We start from the raw sequence: 22203 nt of genomic DNA, 5'->3' as shown, positions 1-22203 counted from the left end.
AGGTTATGCCCTCTTATCATAATTGATTCGAATAGAGATTACAAGGAGAATGTTGTTATCACAATTTTATTAATAAATAAAATAGCCCCAAATGTTAGAATTTATGCTTAACACTTGAGGCTAGTCATCTTTTAATTTTACCTATACTTGCTCATACAAATCAGCAATATAGTCTAAGCTCTTTTGTAAATCTTTATCTTTCGTATCTTCAAAACTAATTTGGACTCCTGGACGGTGGTATTTGGCGTACTCGATATATGGTTTATGATCCATCAAGCCTTGTCCAACAGCTACTGGGACAAGTTTGCCATCTTGAACATCAAAATCTTTCAGATGAATCACTTGAATATATGGATCCAGACGTTTAAAAGCATCTTTAGTAATTTCTGTTTGATTATGATAGTTTTCAAGTGTCATTAGATTTACTGGGTCAAGAATTACCTGAATATTCTCAGAATTCACATCCTCAACGAGTCTCAGTAAATGATCGACGGTATAAATAGGATGATTAACACCGGCTTCGATAGCTACAATTTTGCCAAATTGCTCTCCAATTTTAACCATTTTTTGCACTGATTCTTTAACGATCTGGTACGCTTCTTCTGTAAAGTTATCCTCTGTATAACCTTTTCCAACGCTACCTGTTTCTGTACCAACTAAACCTGCACCAAAACTTTCTGCCATCTTCAATGAATAATAAAATTTATCTAATTCATCTTGTCTCACATTTTCATCAAGATGTGATAAGTTGATATAGCTTCCTAACACACAAATATCAACGTTATATTTTCTAAGAATTTGTCTACTTTGCATAGCAAAACCTTGTGAAACATCTTGAATTTTAGTTAACTCATCATAAACCTTGAGGGGAGCTAGTTGAACATGAGATAGCCCAAAAGAAGCTACCTTTTTAATGCGTTCTTCAAACGTTTTCCCTTCTACATCATGCAATCGGATACCTAAATTTAATGGATAAGTCATGGATCCTCCTTGTTAATTAACTATTTTTGAAAATATCTTACCGCATTATTAAACGAGATATTTTCAATTAATTGTTTCAACAGTTTCTCATCGTTTGGTATTTTACCTTTTTCGACTTTTTCCCCAATCAATTGACACAAAATACGTCTGAAATAATCATGACGTGGATAGGAGACAAAGCTACGTGAGTCTGTCAACATTCCAACAAAATGCATCAATAAGCCATGGTCGGCTAATGCTTCCATTTGGTGAATCATACCGCGTTCTGTATCATTAAACCACCAACCAGAACCTAACTGGATTTTAGACTTCACGCCTTGGTCATTCACTTGGAAGTTGGCAATTGTACTTGCAATAGTATCAAATTGATTTGGATTTAAGGGGTATAAAATCATTTTTGGTAGTCTTTCATTGGCTGAAAAAGCATCTAAAAGACGGTTTAGTCCAAACGCATCATTGGCTGTATCACGAATAGAGTCAAAACCAGTATCGTAACCTAGTAAATCAAAATATTTAGAGTTATTATTTCTTAATGCACCAAAGTGAATCTGCATAACCCAATTTTTCTCTGTATAAAAGCCAGCTAAATCATATAATAATCTACTTTGATAGGCGGTTTTCTCTTCTTTCGTAAGTGTATCATTGTCTACTGCTTTTTGAAACACAGCTTCAATATAAGTGTCATCTTTCTCGATATAATCGATTGTTTCCAAAGCATGATCAGAAGCTACTGTTCCTAACTCATCAAAGAAATCAATTCGTTTAGCTAAAGCACTTACTAAAGCTGCATAAGAGTCGATGGTTTCACCAACTACTACTCCAATGTCTTTAATGAATTTTCTAAAACGATCACTTGCTACATCTAAAGCAGCATCGGGTCTAAATGAAGGAACAACTTTCGGACCAAAATCACTATCTTTTAAAGCCACATGATACTCTAAGGAGTCATCTGGATTGTCTGTTGTCCCAACTAAATGAACATTGGACATCTCAATCAATTTACGTGCCGTTAATTTTTCATCCTTAATTTTGGCATTAGCTTGTTCATAAATTGATTCCCAGTTATCCTCATTTAATAATTCATCTACACCAAAGTAGGTTTTTAACTCCATTGCTGACCAGTGGTACAATGGATTTCCAACTGTATTAGGCACAGTTGCTGCCCAAGCTTCAAACTTTTCTTTATTCGTCGAATCTCCTGTAATTAATCGTTCAGGAACACCATTTGCACGCATAGCTCGCCATTTATAGTGGTCTCCTGCTAACCAAATTTCACCAATATCTTCGAATGCATAATCTTCGGCAATCAATTGGGGTGATATGTGGCAATGGTAATCGAATATTGGCATATCTTTTGCATATTCGTGATACAAACGTTTAGCTGTTTCGTTTTCTAACATGAAATCATCATGAATAAATGTCATTATACATTCTCCTTTGCAACATTCAGTAAATCGATGTGTTTTTTAATATGTTGATGTAATGTATCGGCATACTCATTGTCATACTTATCTAAACTCGCATAAATTTGATCACGGAAAAGATAGTGTTCATCATTTTCATCTTTATTTGTCAAGATTAAGCCATAAGTGACATGCAGTAACTGTCTTGCATTATCATCGGCTAAATAATTGACCAATTCTTCATCTTTTAGATCATCGATATTAGGAAGGTTTGAAAGATCAGGTGTAATATAATAATATTTTTGTGCTTCTGCAAAATTATCCATAGCAAACTTGTATAATTGTCTAAATAAATCATAGTCATGTGACGCAATCACTTTTAGCGCTTCTAACCAGTTTGTTCCTGCCGTTTTTACATGGAAACGACCTTTGGTATATTTAGCTACAATTGGAAAGACGCTAAATTTATCACTTCCAGAGTGAACAGAAATTTTATAACCAAAATGATCTGCAATTTGACAATGTTGACTGAAGTCTAGTTCAAAGGCTTCAATATCTCCCATATAGTCAATACCTTTTTGGAATTGACCAATAAAGCGTGGTGCTAAACTATTTACTTTAATATCATGCTTATATAGTTCATTCGCTACAAAGAAATGGGATGCTGGTGAAGTAACTGTCATGGTTTCATCAATAGAAACTTCAAAATCAATTCCCTTATCTAATGGACGAACATATTTATTGAAAATTTTAATCATATATTCGATACCGGCATGATATTGAACCGCATTGTACATTAAGGTTGCTTTATCAAAGTGAATGCTGAAATCTTCAAAATCAAATTCTTTTTCTAAGTAAGTTGCTTCCCATTCTTTACGTGAATCAGCATCAATTTCTAAATATTTTTCTTCTAATTCTTGGGCGCTATACTCGGTTACTTGATTATCAATATAATCAGAACAATCGAGCGTTAACATTGAAACGCCTGTATTTAAGGCATATTCAATATCTTCTTCTAGTTTTAAATGGTCTCCGTCTGCGCCAAAGCCAAGATGATAATTTTCTTTGAAAACTGCAAAAGCGGCAGCATCTAAGACATCAGTTAAACTACGATTGGTTAGGTTTAACTCGCGGATACTTTGTTGCGCTAATACAGGACGAACAGCATGTCCTTTTACCGCTAATAATTGACCTCTACCCGCTAAACCTAAACGATCTCCAAGTCCTATTGTTGCTATTTCTGTTCCAAATGCTTGCGGAACAGTATAATCAAAGTATTTATTTAATACGAGGCGGGTTGCGTGGTTAGCTAAAGCTACTTTTTCGCCATTGTCCAAAATATCGCCTTCAAGTTCATCATAAAAATCACTTTGGCCTTTTACAACGACATAGTCTTGGCCATCTTTTTTTGCCATGTAAATATGACTACCTTCATAGCTTTGTTTTGAATTCGGGTAAATTGCATCAAAAAATTGATTTGTTTCTGTTAGTTCACTCATTCATTATGCTCCTTAAAAATTAATTATTTATCTTATATCCGAGTGGATTGAATAATTTGACCAATGATAAATTATTTTCAATAACCTTCTTCACAAAAAGTTCTGCGATAGTAAAAGCACCATAAGGTGAAAAATGTGTCTGGTCTACTATTCCATCAAAGTAGTTATGATGTTGATTACTTTCCATTTGTAAAAACAACTGCTTGCTATTTTCAAAACCTATAACGATTTGCAAATCATAACTGTATTGATAGATATCTAAAAATTCAGTGCCTAATTCTTCACTCACTGCTTGCATTGCTTTAGGATATTCCCCAATGGTATCGACTCTTTTTTGACCATCTAAGTCAAAAGCTTGTCGACTACAAGAGGTCAGTAAAATAGGGTAGGCTTTTCTTTCTCTGATAATTTTTACAAAGTGTTTAATATTTTCTTTGTAAGTGGTATTGGGGTCGGTATAGCGTGTTTCATCTTCTAATTTTTGATCATTATGCCCAAACTGAATCAGAACAAAATCACCTTCCGATAATTTCTCCAAAACTAAACCCCAATCACCTAAATCAACAAATGATTTTGTGCTACGACCATTTTGTGCAAAATTGTAAAGATTAACTTCTGTTTTTAAAAAGAAACGCAGAGCTTCTCCCCAGCCTGTCTCAGGATGTTTTTCAGCCAACTTAATTGAAGCCGTTGAATCTCCCATAATAAATAAACTTGTCATACGATTTCCCCTAAATGATTTAATTGAGTACGTTCCAATCTAAAAATTGTTCTTGAATAATACTTTCTAAACTTTTTTCATCATTTTTAATCCTTACCCATGATGGGCGGTTATATTTCTTAAATTTCGTTTCAGCAGGATTTAAATCAATTTCACTATAACGTACTTTTTCAATATTATCACTATGCTTTGCCCAAGTGTCCCAAGCTAAAGGATTGATGCCTTCATCCATATAACAATTCACTAAGCGAACCATGGAATATGGACGCCAGGGTCTACCAAGGAAATGCGTTTGTCTCGGTGTTTCTGATGTGAAAATTGAGCGATAAAAGGTAAAACCATAGTCCCACTGGCTGGATGTAGAAGCAGCCGTTACCCAACAAGTATCTCCCTCGTTTAAACGATCTAGTGTGTATAATTGGCAAGCATTAAAAATAGCATTGCCTCCTCCAAAAATATAATCAACAGTCCCAGATATAAAACAATGGCAAAAATATACCCGCCTATGTCCAATCATTGGATAGTTAGGATTATTTATTTCGTTATGTGCTCCAGCAGCCGGAATAGGACCAATACACAAGGTATCTTGATAACCATGAAACTCACATTGATCAAAAATAATTTTATCTCCAGTAACAAAGACCGCCACAGCTTGACCTACAAGTTCGCCTTGTCCGGATGAATTTACAAATTTAAGATTGCTGAATTTCAAGTTTTCACCTTGTATGTAAACCGTTGGTGATTTAAAGGTACCTATTGCTTGACCATTTTCATCTAATTGGTTAGCGCTGGCATTATATTCAATTTCTACTTCCCCTAAACCAATAAAATGGATGTTATCCAATATTATTTCTATTTTTTCATGATAATGTCCTTGTAAAATAATAACAGTTTGCATTTCATCCGCTTTATTGGCGACTAAGTAATCAATACAATCTGCCAAGTTTGTAAAATCAGCGGAATTATTTTTTCCTACTATAATCATGGAATCACACTTTAGTAAAAGATGAATTAGCAACTTGATAGTCGTTTTCATCAAATATTTCAAGGGCAACGCCATCTACATTATGCAAATTAACAGAGTTAAATGTAATGCCTTCTGTGTTCCCCATTAAAATACCTCGTTGCGACATAGCTTCAATACCCGTCATCATTGCTGGTCTATCTGCTTGAGCATTGTCAGCCATCGTAATTTCAACTTCATTGAAGCGAATATTCGTGATTTTACTTTCAGGCAAGCCATACATAAAAATCGCACTAGCAGTTGCATCGACCGCACGAACTTGGCTTATCGTCACATTTTGAATGGCAGGTGTTCGTTCATCAAAAGGATAAAAATCCTTATCCCATACATATTTATCTTTTCCACCCGGTCCACAGAAGTAAAATAAATTCATGACAATTGGACACATTACTTTATCCATAATAATGTTACTGATATTAATATTCTCAATCGTACCGCCTCTACCACGGCGTGATTTGAAACGAATACCGCGATCAGTTTGATTAAAGACACAATTGCTAATCGTTACATTACGAACGTCTCCACTCATTTCAGAGCCAATAACGACACCACCATGCCCATGGATCATATTGCAGTTTGTAATCGTAATATTTTCGCAAGGAATCCGTTCTTCTGTTCCTTCAGTTCCTGCTTTTAAGGCGATACAATCATCCCCAACATTAATATAGCAATTACTGATACGGATATTACGACTTGATTCAGGGTTAATTCCATCGGTATTTGGTGAGTCCCATGGATTTTCGATGCGAATATTATCAATATTTACGTTATCACATAATAAAGGGTGTACCGTCCATGATGGAGAATCGTAAATAGCAATATCACGAACCACGACATCATGACAATTATCAAAGCCAATCGTTGTTGGACGTGGGTATAATAATTGTTCTCTTTCATTTCTAAATAAATGCCACCATTTACTACCATTGCCTCTAAGAATTCCTTTTCCAGTCACAGCAATATTTACCGCATCTTTAGCATAAATTAGTGACTGATATATCTTTGAAGTTGCCCCTTCCCATCTAGCTTCGATAACAGGATAATCTTCCTGATTATCTGAAAACTCTAAAATCGCTCCTGGAGCTAAATTCAATTCAATGTTTGAAAATAACTGAATCGAACTTACGGAGTACTTTCCAGCTGGGACATGGACAATTCCGCCACCATCTGAAACTGCTTTTTCGATTGTTTTATTAAAGGCTAATTGATTATCTAAAGCCAGCTTATCAACAGATGCCCCAAAATCTAACACATTTAACATTTTGACTCATTCTCCTTCGTTTGAAACCGCTTTTTAACTCTATAATATTAATCTATCATTAAATCGCATTCTTGTAGATAATCAGTAAATAGGAAGTTGGAATGAGTATAATCATCGGCATCAAATAAGGTTTAACCGCATAAACAGTTAAACCTTACTGATGAAATGATTATTATTTGTTAGCTTATCTAAGATTTTGATTGTTTAGCTAAAATCACTCAAAATACTACCTATTATTCATTGAGGACTTCATTTATTTATCAGTAAATTATAGTAAGCCATCGTAGCAAATAAGAATGTCCCTACCCCGTGTAAATCATTATCAGAAGCTGGACGCTCAACATAATAATTATATGTTCCCGCAGAAGTTCCGATACAAATTCCTTTTACGACTAAAGAATTGTCTTCTTCATCAACCATTTCTTCTAGCAAGCCCTGATAGCCTTTAACCAATACTTCTTCATATGAATCATCGACAAAGCCAATTTCGATTGCTTTAGCAATGGTATACAAATATAAGGATGAACTTGAAGATTCCAACCAGTTATCTTCACGGTCTCCTTTATCAACCACTTGATACCATAAAGAAGTTGTAGGATCCTGGAATGGAATAACAGCATCGATAAAATCTTTGGTTTTGCCTGGTAAGGCTTCTTGTCCTAAATTAGCATCACCGATTGCTTCGTAAATATCAATGAGAGCGGCTCCTATCCAGCCATTTGAGCGGCCCCAAAACTCTGGTGAACGACCTGTTTTAGGATCTGCCCAAGGCTGTACTTTCTTTTCATCCCAAGCATGATACAATAAGCCCGTTTTTTCATCTAACATATGTTTACGCATTAAATGCTCTTGATACAAGACAAGTTGAACTAAATCAAGTTGATTGAATCGTTTACCATATTCAACTAAGAAAGGTCCTGCCATAAATAAACCATCTAACCACATTTGGTAAGGGTATTTATCTTTATGCCAAAAACCATTTTCAGATGTCCGGTTTATGGTATCGAGTGTGGCGCGCAACTTATGGGTAGCGATGAGATATTTATTTTCATTCGTTAAATCATAAAGTTTAAACAATAATAGTCCTACTTGTATGGCATCTAATTGATCTCTATCAAACACGAGGTTACCTTGGTCATCGATTAATGAATCAAAATAGCCGCGTGTATAATCTAGATATTCTTGCTTGCCAGTCGTATCATATACCATCATCATTCCCATTAAGAAAACACTTTGGTGGTAATGAAACCGTCCTGCTGGTGGTAATGTTTCTGGAGTAAATTCTTTCATTAATGTTTGACAACTTTTCTCGGCAATTTCTAACAATCTTTCTTTAGTTAATGTCATTATTTTTGGCACTCCTTTAATTAATATAAATAATTAACCCATTTAATCAACATTACTCAGTTACATTGTATTCGAAATAATCAAAATCAGCAAAAATGCCTTTATAGCGATTCATATCATGGCAAGCTATACCTACAAAGTTTCCAGTAAAGCCGCCTGACAAGAAAGAAAGATCTGTTTCTTCAAAAAACAATCTTTTTTCTTCTTCAGATGATTCACTATAGAAAAATTTAGCATTTTCATGGTCAACATCAACCGATAAAAAGAGTTCCTCTTCCTCTAATGAATTGAGTTTTACAATTGTATCCTTAACTTCTACTTCACCTTTATCGGCTTTTAAAATTCTTAAAACTCTTTTATTATCTTCGGAGCTAATATATGCATACAAATAATTTTCTGCATTTAAAAATAAAATGAGTCCTGCCATTTGTAAATAATTATTCGGGTTGAAGGCAAATTGTGTTGAGGCTGAAAAAGAAAAATTAGTTTGACGTATTGCTAAGAGATGATGTTTGTATAAACTATGTAAAGATTCCCCACCATATAAACGAAGTTTACCTTCTACTTCTGATAAAGATAACCATTCTTCATTTGGCAGCATTCTTAGACTGTTCCATTGCGGATGTAAATCAGAACTAGAAAAATCATCTTTAAAACTGTAATCTATTGGCTTGATTTCACCGTTAAATACTTTCGGTGGTTCGACTTCAACTGCTGGGAGCTTCCCACCATGAGCAAGTTCTAACCAGCCATCATCATTCCACTTAATTTTTTGAATAAATGTTTCTCTACCCATAATGGCACGTTGATCTTTTAATGGTCGTGTCCCTAAATGAACCATATACCATTCATCTTCATCCGTTTGAATAAGACTCGCATGTCCCGCACATTGAATAGGATGGTCCGGATGTTGACTGGAGGTCATCATTGGATAGTTAGGATCGACTTCATAAGGACCAGTAATATCTTTCGACCGTGCGATGGTCACTGAGTGGTCACTACCTGTTCCTCCTTCTGCCATCACTAAATAATAGTAATCATTGACAAAATAAATATGAGGTGCTTCTGTTTTAGCTAACTCAGTCATATCGAAAATTTTATGAATCGGACCTACTAATGCTTCTTTTTCTGGATCAAATTCTTGTAATACGATACCTGAAGACTTATTAGGGGTTGTCATACGATAATCCCATAAGGCATTACTTAACCATTTTCTACCATCTCGATCATGATAAAGTGATGGATCGAAGCCACTAGAATTTAAATAAATAGGTTCAGACCAAGGACCATGTATATTTTCAGCCGTTATTAAGTAATTATGGGTATCTTTAAATGGACGAATCGATGTTTTTACATCGGTATAAAGCAAGTAAAAGAGCCCATCATGATAAGATATTTGTGGCGCCCAAATCCCACAGGCTGTTTGCTCACCAGATAAATCGATTTGATCTGTTAAAATATCTGTGGTGAATTTCCAATTAACCAAATCTTTTGATTCATACACCCTCACCCCAGGAATCCACTCAAATGATGAAACTACAATGTAATAGGTATCTTCAGCTTTTACAATACACGGATCTGGATTGAAACCAGCCAGTATTGGATTTTTTATCAAGTTTGTCATTTTATTCTCCTAATTTAATTTTAAAAAGAAGACAACTAACGCTGTCTTCTTTATTTTTCAATGATGCGAAATATTTACACATCCATATAAGGTTCTAAATCAATTAAATCTTTAATTTCAACAGCATTCCCGGTATCAATCGATTTATTTGCAGCAATTCCGGTTAGAATGGATAATGCTCCATCAAATGTTGATGCCGCACGGTTTAATGGGTCCTCATCAGGAACGCCAAAAATATCATTTAATAGAATTGGGTCTCCTCCACCATGTCCACCTGGTTTTTCAATAATCTCAACATCATATGGTTCGGCAAACATTGGGAATACACGAATGGATTTAACTTTTAACGCTCCTTCATTTTCCTTGTCGCCACCAGCATTAATATATGATTTTTCAACAACTTTCATTTCAATACGTCCTTTACTTCCGTTGATTGAAACGATAAATCCTTCCCAAGGCATATAGGCATTCAATGAATAAGTCAGAATTGTCCCTTGATCGTATCGAACTGTCACACCAAGTGTATCTTCAATCGAAATATCATCTGAAAAGACACTTCGGTCTCGAATATAACCACTATCTTCTTCAGCATTTAAATATAACTCACGTAAGTCTTCTGAACTATTTAAATCAATTGCAAATGGATCATTCTCAGCATTTTTTGCACCTGTTGATCGGTAGTAGAAGTTTGTTACACCTCTTTTTTCTGCATTTTTCATGCCATAGAAATTCAAATCCCCGAAGGCAAATACTTTTTTAGGAGAAGCATTTAACCAAAAGTTAACTAAATCAAAGTGGTGTGTCGACTTATGAACAAGTAAGCCACCACTGTTCAGTTTGTTACGATGCCATCTTCTGAAATAATCGGCTCCATGTTCTGTATTAAGTAACCATTCAAAATGAATTGAGAATACATCACCAATAACACCGTCGCGAATTAACTCTCTTATTTTTGAGTTATGTGGCGCATAACGATAGTTAAAAGTTACACGTAAAGAACGACCTGTTCTTTTTTCTGCTTCTAAAATTAATTTTGTTTTTTCCTCGTCAATCGTCATCGGTTTTTCTGTAATAACATCATAACCTTTTTCCATTGAGCGAATAATATAGTCATGGTGGTTACGGTCTACAGTTGTCACAAGAACGTAATCAGGTTTTAAATCATCTAACATTTGATCAAATTGAGTATAATCGTATGTTGGTACCTTTGGATGACTGTGTCTTTCTAGTAACACATTTGCATAGTCCATCCGTGTCGGAGATATATCGCAAAATCCGACCATCTCACTTGTTTCTTTATAGGTAGATGCTACTGATTCATAAAAAAACCTTGCCCTACCACCAGTCCCAACTTGTACGTACCTTTTTTTCATTTTTAAGCCTCCAAGAATTTTTTACTAAATAAATACTAAATTAAAATACTGACTAAAAACTAGATAATTTATGTTATAATATTATTTAACCGCTATCATCCCTTTCAAATTAAGTTATAGTTTACATTTATATGATTATTGAGGAGTTCAGCAATGTACCAATACTTACTAAAAACCAATGACAAGCTTCGTAATTTTTTTTGGGAACGAGGAAGTTCATTTATTCAACTATTCGTAACATTTTCCGTCATTGGAATTATCATTACTGTATTTTTTACCACATCTATTTATTTCGCTATGTATGATTCAGTTAAGACGAATACTCAAGACAATTTGATCATTTCAAATAATCAAATCAAAAATACAATAGAACGTGAGATCCAAACGGTTGAAAAATTATACAGCGGTTTTAGTACAACAAATGAGTTTTCTGAATTAGTTTCTGAACCCTTTACCATACAAGATTTTCAAAAATATCGAGCAATTAATACGCAACTCAATTATTTCTCTACATTTAGTCTGCCTAACACGGTATATTCGATTACTAGTTTAGACGAGAGGTGGAATATTCGTGATGGTCGTCTAACCCAACTGACAGAAGAAGAAGTATTTGAGTTAGAAAATACCTATATCAAAAATAGTCAGGACAATTTGTATTGGATTCAAGAAGATAACAAACTACAACAAATTAGCTTATTGCCTATATTCTCGAACAGAAAAAAAGCAATTGGTATGGCTGAATTCCCTCAGGAAAACTTATTAGCTCTCATTAATACTGACAATGATGCCATTCCTTTTTATATTATTAATAGAAATAATGATATTTTATTTTCAAGTCAATCTGAAGAAGAAATGTCATCGGATGCCTTTATTAATCAGCTTTTGAATCAAACCAAAGATCTTACTAAAAAAAGAAATAGTGGTGCGATGGATTTGGCATTTGATTCAAAAGAATATTCAGGCTTTGTCTATACAAAATCAGATTATAACGATTGGCTTTATATCACACTGCTTGATAAAGAAGTCATTAGTTCAACCTTAGGATTTGTTCGCAACGGCCTAATTCTTACTGCTATTGTCATTATTCTGATACTGCTCTTAGGAGCATATTATTTTGCGAGTAGAGTAACCAAACCGATCAAAACACTCATGCAACGCTTAAATTATTCAGCAATCGCTGAAGAACGCATAAATGATTGGGATTTTATTGGTTCAAAGTTCGATGCAATTGAATCAGAAAAAAATAAGTTAACAACCATATATGAACTTCAACACCCTGATTTGAAAAAGCAGTTTATGCGTAATCTATACAAAAACCAAGTTCTCGAATCAGAATTAAGTGATAAGTTATCTTTGTTACAATACCCTGATCAATCTGATAAAGTATTTTCGATTATGGTGATTCAAATTGATGGTTATGGTGAACGAACAGTCAATAATCCTGATATTTTTCTTTACGGTGTCAACCAAATTGTGACAGAAATTGTAGCCAAGGATAAACGTTTGACCCCAATCGTTCATAATGACAAACATCAAGTCACTTTACTTTCATTAGATTGCAGTGATGATTTAGCAAAGAAAGAACTCACAGAAATTGCTAACCATTTGATAGAAACCATTGAGCAAGTATTAAAAATATCCATCAGTATAGCTTTTTCGCCTCAATATAATAATTTACTGCATTCTAGAGAAAACTTGCATCTGGCAGAACAAACATTATCCTATCAGCTTTTATTAGGGAATCAGTCCATTATTTTTTATGATGAAGTCAAGCAAATGATTTCTGAACCAGAAATTTCAAGCTATCCCTATGATCTAGAATCACAAATTTTACAAGCTATTCGTTTAGGTGAAACAAGTCGCGTGGAACAATTGGCTCCTGATTTACTTAGTCAATTGTTTAAATCTAGTAATAGTCCTATTAATGTACAAGTAGCATTATTGCGTTTTGCTTTGAGTCTTCTTCAATTAGCTCAATCAACCAATGCTGAGAGTTTGGATAATAGTCGAGCTTCACAAATGTACAATAAAATTCTGCAAATGGGCCCTGCTAATGAACTAGAAGATTATTTATTGAATCATGTCATTTTCCCATTAGTCAATGAGCTACATCAAAAAAATGCTGAACAGTTTCAAGGCATTTCTGACCAAATGATTCAAATTATCCACAATCAATACGATCAAGATATTTCGCTCGATTCAATTGGTGATGAATTACACTACAATCCAAATTATTTAAGTAACTTATTTAAGAAAGAAACAGGCGTAACGTTTTCTGATTACCTTACATCTTATCGTTTTGAAATTGCAAAAGATTGGTTAATCAACACTGATATAACAATCAAAGAAATTTCCGAACGTTTACAATATAATAATTCACAAAACTTTATCCGTTCCTTCAAAAGAAGAGAATCAATTACACCTGGAGTTTTTCGCAAAGAAAATCGCCCAGACTAATTAGTGACACCTTAACAAGCTCGTTAAGGTGTCATTTGATTTTCATCAAGTATTATTTCTTCAGACTCATCTGTCGTCTCTTTTCGAAGCAAGGCTAAAGACACTATAACAAAGTAGATAAATGCCAAAGGATAGGCAATAAGCTGGCTTCCAAATAAAACAATTAATCCTGCTATCAAAAAAGCTAAAGCAGCTCGTTTGGGATATTTATCTATAAAAAAGACACCTATAGCCATTGGAAATAACGAAAGAAAAGCTGTAAAACCAAACCACGATGCCAATGAACGAACACTTTCAAAGCCTTCTTGACTATAAATATTAGGGATAGATTCTGCAAAGATGGGAGCAATCACATTTTGATATTGGTCATACTCAATATTCGTAACGATTAATGAAAAACCACCTAACCATACTAGCACAAGCGATGCAGTAACGATTGCTAGTATCTTTTCGATTTTACGATTTATCAAAATGACACACTCCTCTATAATTGCTTTATTTATTTAAATGTTCAATTGTATGGCTAGCAGCTAAAAACGCTCCATATCCTTTAAAATCATTGGTTATAATTGGTTCACTAATATAGTATACAAAGGATCCATCGCGATTATCGTCGCCACCTAATCCAGCTACTTCACAATTGCGAATTAGGTTTACTTTTTTATCCTGCGTATAAAAAACAAATTCTTCTTTAAATAAAGTAAATAACTCCTGAATTTCTTCGTAGGTATAGCTGGCGCTAAAATCTAATTCATAAGATTTTGCGATTGCATAAAGAATCATGCTTGTTGCAGAAGCTTCTAAATAATTTCCTCTTTCATGTCCTTTATCCAATACTTGATACCAGAGTTTCGTTACAGGATCTGAAACATTTTTTAATGCATGAAGTAAGGATTTTAATTGTTCAACTAACACTTCACGCTTTGGATTCTCTTCTTCTAATAACTCGATGACATTGACTAAAGCCATAACATACCAGCCCATTGATCTACCCCAAAAATTAGGCGAACAACCTGTCTCGGGATCAGCCCAAAACTGTTCTTTCTTTTCATCCCAAGCATGATATAAAAGGCCTGTTTGAGAGTCTAAAGTATGTTGATAACATAGTTCAAATTGTTTAATCACATCATCCAAGCCACTGCCATTCTCAAAGCGGATTAAGTATTCAGCATAAAATGGCGCGCTCATATATAATCCATCTAACCACATTTGATAAGGATATATTTTTTTGTGCCAAAAACCACCTTGACTCGTCCGTGGCATGTTTTGAATTTGATTAAAAAGAGTATCTAAAGCATTTTTATAACGTTCAAGTCCCGTTTTTTCATACAGCAGAAATAATAATTTACCATTATTTAAATGATCTAAATTATACTCTTCTTGTCGGTAATTTTTTATTGTTCCATCTTCTTGAATAAAATAATCCATATTAACTTGAATATACTCAAACAAAGATTCATCATTGCTATTTAAATATATTTCTTTAACAGCATTTAAAATCACACCATAATCATACGACCATTTTCCATTATATTTTTTTGATTGAGCTAAAATGGGGTGATCTTCTTTAAGTGTTTTTAATACATCTTCATATAAATACATAATTTACTCCTAGTAACTTTGACTTATTATTAATCAAGAAACTTCCTTTTCAAAAAAAGGAAGTTTCTTCGATATAATTAAATTAGTTAACTTCTGCGTAAGCAGCTGTAAACTCATCAATGATAGCTTGTCCACCATTTTGTAAGAATACTTCGATAGCTGCATCAAAGCCCTCGATTTCGATGTCACCCATCATATATTGATAGTATGCATCTTCGATACCTTGGATTAATGAACTCCATTGGCTTGTATATGTTTCTGAGTCTAATGCTTGAGCAGGGTTAATAATGGTATACTCAGCATTTTGTGCGATTAATTCATTCGCAAGATTTGATAACTCTGAAGTTGTTGTAAATGTATGAACTAATTCAGAAGGACGTGATCCAGCATATGGCTGAACTTCTTGTTGCCATCTTGTATCATCAATACGTTTGTAGGCACCATTTTCATCGATTTCATAGTGCTCACCTTCAATACCTTGCGTCATCCAAGTATAAGGATCTATATCAATTAATTTATCGATTACACCTAAGACAACAAGTAAATCTTCTTCTGTTTTAACATTTGTTTTTGGAATAGCTAACCATCCACCCATACCACCGTTAGTGTCTGATAACAATTGACGTTCACGACCATCATAAGTCATGTCATTAATCAATACCCATTCCATTACTTCTTCTTGAGGTGTTCCTACAGCATCCATTTGGAAGTTATTCGCATCGAATAATCCTGAGAATACAATCCCTCCACGACCGTTAGCAATGTAGTCTCGTTGGTCTTGTTTAGCCATAACTGCAAAGTCTGAGTTAATCCATCCATTTGCATAGATATCACGATACCATTCCATGGCTTCCCTAAATTCAGGTTGCATAAATGAAGGAATCACTTGTTTGTCTTCGTTTACGTGGAATAAGTTATCAGCACCGAAGATACCTGTAACATATCTAAAGCCAACTGCATAAGATTCTGCACGGTCAACAATCCCAACTGTATCATCTTGACCATTTCCATCCGGATCATCTTCTGTAAAGGCACGTGCCACTTCTCGTAATTCTTCCATTGTATGAGGTACTTCTAAGCCTAAATTGTCTAACCAGTCTTTACGAATAATGGTTCCATAACGACCAATTGGTTTTTGGAATGGTACACCATATATATGACCATTAATTCGAGATACATCCAATGTTGCTTCTGAAATTTGTGATAAGTTTTCGAATTCACTTAAATATGGTTCAATATCCCAGAATAATCCTGACCCCAAGGCTTGTCTAACCGTTGTATTATTAATTTGAGTTAGAGAAACGATGTCAGCTAAAGTGTTTGATGCTAAAGCCGCATTAATACGCTCTTCTTTTGATGCGTCTGGGACCCAGTTAATTTCTAATTCCATACCAATATATTCTTCTAATAAACTTTCAACTTCCCCTGATGGTGGAGTTGGTGTATGTAGCATGGTCATCCAAGAAACAGATGTTCTTTCGCTTCCTTCATTAGCTAAAACTCCTACTGAGCTACTCAATGCCATTAAAGCACTAGCAAATACCGTTCCGACTTTTAAAAATTTTTTCATTTTAAGCTCCTATATATTTATTTTTTGTTCTTCAGTTTGAATATCACCAATTATTTTCTTGGCTACATATGCTATTGATAGTGCGGTTAAACCAACACCTACTATTAGAATCAATAAAGGGTAACTAATTGACATTAAATAATAACAAGCAAGAATAACGGTCCAAAGGATAATGGTGTAATGTAGGTATCCAAAACCCATCATCATTGAATAGCGAAAAATATCTTTTATCGTTTCCCCATCTAATAAGACCATAGAGTTGAAAACATGTGTAAATGATACCGTTGCCGCTATCAACATTAGGACATTGATGATTTGTAAATACCAGATTTGTAAATTAAATATATTAACAATTAAAACATAAAAGATAAAAATGATTATCCAACTTGTTAACATCGATTGCAAAAAGTTTTCTTTATAGTAAGTAAAGAAACTTTTAAAAACAGCTGGTTCTTCTTTGTATATTAGCCACCGACTTAAATATTTACTAATTGCATAAGTGGCTGGACCTATCCCGAAAATGCCTAAACCTAAAATTGTGAAAAGGATCCACAAGATATTTAAATAAATGATTTTCCAAAAACCGACTAACAAATCATTCAATGAACTTAATTTCTCTAAAGAAAACATGTGATATCTCCCTTTCCAATTTCACTTTTTAATAGACGCCTTCTTCGCCAAACTTTTTGGCTAACCAGTTTGCCGCCATTACTAAAATAAGACCAACTATACCTTTAAACAAACCAACCGCCGTTGAATAACTCAACTGACCATTTTGAATCCCAGCCGTATAAACAAATGTATCAAAAATCTGAGCCACTGAACGGTTCATCGAATTCATTAATAAGAACATATGCTCAAAACCTAACTCTAAGACATCACCTATTTTTAATATCAGTAAGGTAATAATTGTAGGTCGAATCGCTGGCAAAGTAATATGCCACATTTTTCTTAAACGATTAGCTCCATCCATATCCGCAGCTTCATACAACTGCTCATCAACGTTGGTGATGGCAGCTAAATATACAATTGTACCCCAACCAGCACCTTTCCAAATTTGTTGGAAAATATACATTGGCCTTAACCAATTTGGATTGGTTAAGAATGATACTTTTTCTCCACCATTTGCAACAATTATGTTATTAATTACACCTCCTTCAGTTGTTAATAATACGTAAAATATTGAAACGACAATTACCCAAGACATAAAATGAGGTAAATAAATTACCGTTTGGATTGCTCGCTTCAATTTTTCACTACGTAGTTCATTAAGTAAAACGGCTAATAATATTGGAAATGGGAACGAAAATAAAATATTCATTCCAAATATAATTAGCGTGTTCTTCATTAGGAGAACAAAAGTATCTTCAGTAAATAATCGTATAAAATGTTTGAGCCCGACAAATGGACTTCCTAAAATTCCAAGCCATGGTTGATAATCTTGAAAAGCAATAATGAGTCCACCCATAGGCGCGTATTTAAAAACTAAGAAGTAAAGCAGGCCCGGCAAGATCATTAAGTAGAGGGCTCTATTCTTTTTTATATCTGCCCATTTCTTTTTTCGATTTCTTGCTTTGATTTCTGCTTTTGATTCTTCATCTACTACAGCAGAATTTGGACGCAAATTTCTTGGTGTTATGATTGATTTTTGCAAATCATTTCCTCCTAAACAACCTCCAGTAAGGAGGCTCAAAGTTCTACTTTTATCTCGGCACCTATATGATAAGCAATTTAAGCGATTACATAAATAATCATTTGCTTATGGGCTGCAATCTTGCATAAATCGGCTATTAATAGCCAGTTCAACACGGAAAACGCTATCATTATAATCTTTTATACATCTGTAAAATAGAATAATGATTGTTGCCTTTTTATCCTATTTTACGACCTTTTAGATTGTTAAATGTGACTGTATACATGATTATTTACGTAACACAATTTTGAGTGATACACTATTAGTATCTAATATAGACTACATTTATTTCGGCAAAATAATTGTGATACCTTATTTTAATTTAGGAGGTCTATACGCACTATGAGTCAATCAAATACAAATGGTAAGAATAAGATCCGTTTATCCGAACTTAACAAATGGAGACATTCTACAACTGGAGAAAAAGTTTTTGATATTGTTAATATTTTATTCTTAGTAGGCTTTGCTCTATTATGTTTAATTCCTTTTATTAATATTTTAGCTACATCATTTGCAACTCCAGGTGAAATTACAACCCGTTCCTTTATTCTATGGCCTAGAACTTTTACTCTAGATGCCTATCGCTATATTTTATCTACACCTACTATTTTCCGTAGTATTGGTGTTTCATTGTTTGTTACGGTAATTGGTACAAGTTTAAGTATGGTACTAACTTCATTTTTAGCTTATGGTTTATCAAGAAAATATCTACACGGTCGCCGTATGTTTAACTTTTTAATTGTTTTTACGATGCTTTTTAGTGGTGGAATGATTCCATCGTTCTTAGTTGTTAATTCTCTAGGTCTAATTGATTCATTATGGTCACTTATTTTACCTGGTGCAGTCAGTGCTTATAATATGATTATTATGCGCAACTTCTTCCAAGGAATTCCTGATAGCTTGGAAGAGTCGGCAAAAATGGACGGTGCTGGACACTTTAAAATATTTTTCAATATCATCTTACCCCTATCATTACCATCTATTGCAACTGTGTCACTATTCTATGCTGTTAATTACTGGAATACCTATCAAGGTGCTATCTTGTATATTAACGATCATACGAAATGGCCTGTTCAAGTTTTACTACGTCAAATCGTACTTGTTTCAAGTGGGTTGAATGCTGATGCTACAGTTGTCGATGTGGTACCACCTGCTCAATCAGTTAAAATGGCCGTTATTATCATTGCAACGCTTCCAATGTTAATTGCTTATCCTTTTGTACAAAAATACTTTGTTAAAGGTGCAATGGTAGGATCGGTTAAAGGTTAATTCTATTTACGCATTCAAAAAGACTAAAATTGGTTCTTTGTTATTCAAAAAACCAATTTTAGTCTTTTTTTATAGATTGAATTGAAGATAATCTACCCAACTTTTACGCATAGCAGCTGTTTCTTTATGTCCGCAACCAAATAGCCGGCTTTGCCAATTTTCACTGGCACCTAATGAACGATAATGTTGAGTTAAATGTTTATCTAATATTTCTATCCCCTCTAGCGGACAATTGCCATCAAAACGTCCTACTAGACTGAGCCGTTTACGTGGCGCAATCATACTCTGAATATCTGTTGTTGAAAAATGCTTTAGCAAGCCAGGTACATAAGAATAAAATCCATGCTTGCTAAACTTTCCTTGTTTTAATAAGGTTTGAGCATCCACTTGGCCTCCCATATCAACCGTCACTTTAATTCTTTCATCTAAAGCAGACAGCCACCAAGCTTGTAAGCCTCCCATTGACATACCAATCGTAGCAATACGCTTCTCGTCTACCTCTTCTAATTCAGTCAAGAAATCTAAAAATCGCATGTTATCATAGAGCATTAATCCCCATACAACTCTTCCACGCCACAACATCTCTTTAACTAAATCACTTTCATTGCGCTCTCGCTCTCCAAAACACCACATATCGATTGAAGCAGCAATATATCCCATATCCGTCAATGTTTTAGCATAAGAAGGTTTTTGTAAATAATGCGAAGGCGTAATAAACTCCTCTTTTCCTTGTGCATACATGCCACCATGAGAGTGATTAACTAATACCAAAGGTGCTTTACCCTCTAATTCAAGCGGTTTTGCGATATATGCCGGTACCTCTTCTTCTCCATTTAAATCTAATAGCCAGTTTTCTAAGCAATAACCGTCAGGATGTATTTGAGTAGAAATTAGTTGCGATGAGATTGTATGATGTTCAGGAAGATCTCCTAAAAGTTCCCATAATTCTTCTTTCATTGACATATCCTTTCTTCAAATAAATATTTTTGATGTAAGCCTTTTAATCTATAATATCACATTTACCTACAATTTCATTTAAAATAAAATAAAACTCAACATTTTCCCTTGATTATCACATTGGTTTTGATTAATACATATTATAACAACGCTTACAAAATAGGAGACTTTGCTATTATGATCATCAAAATAACTTCAAATTTTTGTTCCTCCCATAAAGGACGATGCGATTGAAACAACGCTTTATTTCCTATAGTTTCTTATTTTCTTTGCCTATTATTATTATCTCATTGATTATGTTGTATTTAATTGAAATTCCAATTAAACAAACTTATTTAAATGAGCAGACAAAATCTTTTGAACAACAAGCAGAATATATCGATAGAACTCTTCAACTAATAGAATTATATGTTTCAAACTGGGGAAATATTTACTCCAACGATGAAATCATTCCTTACGAGAATATATCTGAACATTATTTAGATATCCAAGAAATTAGTACTAATTTGTTTCATCTCGAGAATAGTTCACCTTTAATTAGCTCAGCAGTCATTGTTGTACAAACATACAATCCATATTTCATTAGTACTGGTGGTACTTGGCAACCTAGTTCATATGCTTATACCTTACCTATTGAAGAATTGGATAACGAGAAAACATTCCAATATTTAAGAATAAAAAAAAATGACAAACAACAATTACTCTTTGTCCAAAAAGTATCCCAAAACAACAAACAAGAGAGCAGTTTCTTGGTAGCTAATATTCATTTAAATTATATATCAAATTTACTAGAAATCAGCTCTAGTTTTGAAGGTGGATTCTCAGTCTATTTAATGGATGATTACGTACTTGCATCCACTAAAGACGATATTGATTTAACAAAAACATTGAGTCAAATTGACAACAATGAAAGTAGTTTTGTTGATTTAGATGATTTAACTTATTCCTTATCACGTATTTCAATTAATCGATTTGACCATAACTGGTCTTACTTATCATTCATTCCTGTTAGTCAAATCATTCAGCAATTGTCGCGATTTTCTCAGTTACTTTTACTTATATCATTAGCCCTTGTAATCGTTACTTTTGCAGTAAATTATTATTATTCGTTGAATTGCAATAAGTATTGCGACAATTTTTTATTTACTCAATTAATAAGAGTTCGTGTAAAAATACTTCCAAGGGTGTTTGGTAATCTAAGCATTTCCTAGGTCGATTATTCATTAACCACAAAGCTTGGAAGAGTTCTTGGTGCGTCACTTTAGCGAGGTCTGTTTTCTTAGGAAAGAACTCACGTAGTAAACCGTTCGAGTTCTCATTGGTTCCTCTTTGCCAAGCGCTATAAGCATCGGCAAAGTAAAAATCAATCCCTGCTGCTTCGACCTCAGCGTAACAAGCAAATTCTTTCCCGCGATCTGAGGT

At 34.1% G+C, this 22203-nt stretch carries 19 protein-coding genes; 3 read left to right on the top strand and 16 right to left on the bottom strand.

The window, feature by feature from the left end:
- Positions 1-141 precede the first annotated feature (141 nt).
- The 9 genes from ACTQ54_RS00095 to ACTQ54_RS00055 form a co-directional block, all read right to left on the bottom strand.
- A complete protein-coding gene (locus tag ACTQ54_RS00095; RefSeq protein ID WP_441753797.1) occupies positions 142-981 on the bottom strand; it encodes a sugar phosphate isomerase/epimerase family protein in 840 nt (279 codons plus the stop codon).
- 20 nt (positions 982-1001) lie between these two features.
- Complete coding sequence (gene uxaC / locus ACTQ54_RS00090; RefSeq protein ID WP_441753796.1) at positions 1002-2405, bottom strand: glucuronate isomerase; 1404 nt, start codon at positions 2403-2405, stop codon at positions 1002-1004.
- Positions 2405-3883, bottom strand: coding sequence for a tagaturonate epimerase family protein (locus tag ACTQ54_RS00085; protein ID WP_441753795.1), 1479 nt, complete (start codon positions 3881-3883; stop codon positions 2405-2407). Before ACTQ54_RS00085 ends, uxaC begins: the two co-directional genes overlap by 1 nt.
- Positions 3884-3902: 19 nt before the next feature.
- Positions 3903-4604, bottom strand: coding sequence for a rhamnogalacturonan acetylesterase (locus ACTQ54_RS00080; RefSeq protein WP_441753794.1), 702 nt, complete (start codon positions 4602-4604; stop codon positions 3903-3905).
- A 19-nt stretch (positions 4605-4623) separates the two neighbouring features.
- A complete protein-coding gene (locus ACTQ54_RS00075; RefSeq protein ID WP_441753793.1) occupies positions 4624-5589 on the bottom strand; it encodes a pectinesterase family protein in 966 nt (321 codons plus the stop codon).
- A gap of 4 nt (positions 5590-5593) precedes the next feature.
- Positions 5594-6889 carry a glycoside hydrolase family 28 protein gene (locus ACTQ54_RS00070; protein ID WP_441753791.1) on the bottom strand — a complete coding sequence of 432 codons (1296 nt, stop codon included), beginning with the start codon at positions 6887-6889 and terminating at the stop codon, positions 5594-5596.
- A 249-nt stretch (positions 6890-7138) separates the two neighbouring features.
- Complete coding sequence (locus ACTQ54_RS00065; protein WP_441753789.1) at positions 7139-8236, bottom strand: glycoside hydrolase family 88/105 protein; 1098 nt, start codon at positions 8234-8236, stop codon at positions 7139-7141.
- 52 nt (positions 8237-8288) lie between these two features.
- Entirely contained in the window at positions 8289-9860 is a 1572-nt protein-coding gene (locus ACTQ54_RS00060) for a glycoside hydrolase family 43 protein (RefSeq protein WP_441753787.1), read from the bottom strand.
- Positions 9861-9934: 74 nt separating this feature from the next.
- Positions 9935-11233: a Gfo/Idh/MocA family protein gene (locus ACTQ54_RS00055; RefSeq protein ID WP_441753785.1), complete on the bottom strand. Its 1299-nt coding sequence runs from the start codon at positions 11231-11233 to the stop codon at positions 9935-9937.
- 153 nt (positions 11234-11386) lie between these two features.
- Here ACTQ54_RS00055 and ACTQ54_RS00050 point away from each other — a divergent pair, with 153 nt between their 5' ends.
- Entirely contained in the window at positions 11387-13690 is a 2304-nt protein-coding gene (locus ACTQ54_RS00050; protein ID WP_441753783.1) for a helix-turn-helix transcriptional regulator, read from the top strand.
- A gap of 23 nt (positions 13691-13713) precedes the next feature.
- On the opposite strand, the gene ACTQ54_RS00045 is transcribed toward ACTQ54_RS00050, so the two are convergent.
- The 5 genes from ACTQ54_RS00045 to ACTQ54_RS00025 all read right to left on the bottom strand — a co-directional run bounded on the left by ACTQ54_RS00045 (position 13714) and on the right by ACTQ54_RS00025 (position 18486).
- Entirely contained in the window at positions 13714-14160 is a 447-nt protein-coding gene (locus ACTQ54_RS00045; RefSeq protein WP_441753781.1) for a hypothetical protein, read from the bottom strand.
- Between the two features lie 25 nt (positions 14161-14185).
- Complete coding sequence (locus ACTQ54_RS00040) at positions 14186-15292, bottom strand: glycoside hydrolase family 88/105 protein (protein ID WP_441753780.1); 1107 nt, start codon at positions 15290-15292, stop codon at positions 14186-14188.
- An 82-nt stretch (positions 15293-15374) separates the two neighbouring features.
- A complete protein-coding gene (locus tag ACTQ54_RS00035; protein ID WP_441753778.1) occupies positions 15375-16862 on the bottom strand; it encodes an extracellular solute-binding protein in 1488 nt (495 codons plus the stop codon).
- 9 nt (positions 16863-16871) lie between these two features.
- A complete protein-coding gene (locus ACTQ54_RS00030; protein ID WP_441753776.1) occupies positions 16872-17492 on the bottom strand; it encodes a YesL family protein in 621 nt (206 codons plus the stop codon).
- A gap of 28 nt (positions 17493-17520) precedes the next feature.
- Positions 17521-18486: an ABC transporter permease gene (locus tag ACTQ54_RS00025; RefSeq protein WP_441754391.1), complete on the bottom strand. Its 966-nt coding sequence runs from the start codon at positions 18484-18486 to the stop codon at positions 17521-17523.
- Between the two features lie 411 nt (positions 18487-18897).
- Between ACTQ54_RS00025 and ACTQ54_RS00020 the strand changes: the two genes are divergently transcribed.
- Positions 18898-19824 carry a carbohydrate ABC transporter permease gene (locus tag ACTQ54_RS00020; protein ID WP_441753775.1) on the top strand — a complete coding sequence of 309 codons (927 nt, stop codon included), beginning with the start codon at positions 18898-18900 and terminating at the stop codon, positions 19822-19824.
- 69 nt (positions 19825-19893) lie between these two features.
- On the opposite strand, the gene ACTQ54_RS00015 is transcribed toward ACTQ54_RS00020, so the two are convergent.
- Positions 19894-20781, bottom strand: a complete 888-nt coding sequence (locus ACTQ54_RS00015) for a dienelactone hydrolase family protein (protein ID WP_441753773.1) — start codon at positions 20779-20781, stop codon at positions 19894-19896.
- A gap of 230 nt (positions 20782-21011) precedes the next feature.
- On the opposite strand from ACTQ54_RS00015, the gene ACTQ54_RS00010 reads away from it, so the two are divergent.
- Positions 21012-21992: a hypothetical protein gene (locus ACTQ54_RS00010; protein ID WP_441753771.1), complete on the top strand. Its 981-nt coding sequence runs from the start codon at positions 21012-21014 to the stop codon at positions 21990-21992.
- On the opposite strand, the gene ACTQ54_RS00005 is transcribed toward ACTQ54_RS00010, so the two are convergent.
- A partial coding sequence (locus ACTQ54_RS00005; RefSeq protein WP_441753769.1) for an IS30 family transposase occupies positions 21925-22203 on the bottom strand: 279 nt, incomplete at its 5' end. The genes ACTQ54_RS00010 and ACTQ54_RS00005 overlap by 68 nt on opposite strands.

The sequence above is a fragment of the Fundicoccus sp. Sow4_H7 genome (assembly GCF_052115865.1).
GTDB lineage: Bacteria > Bacillota > Bacilli > Lactobacillales > Aerococcaceae > Fundicoccus_A.
Note: the sequence above shows the minus strand (reverse complement) of the source record. Positions and strands in the feature narration are given on the sequence as shown.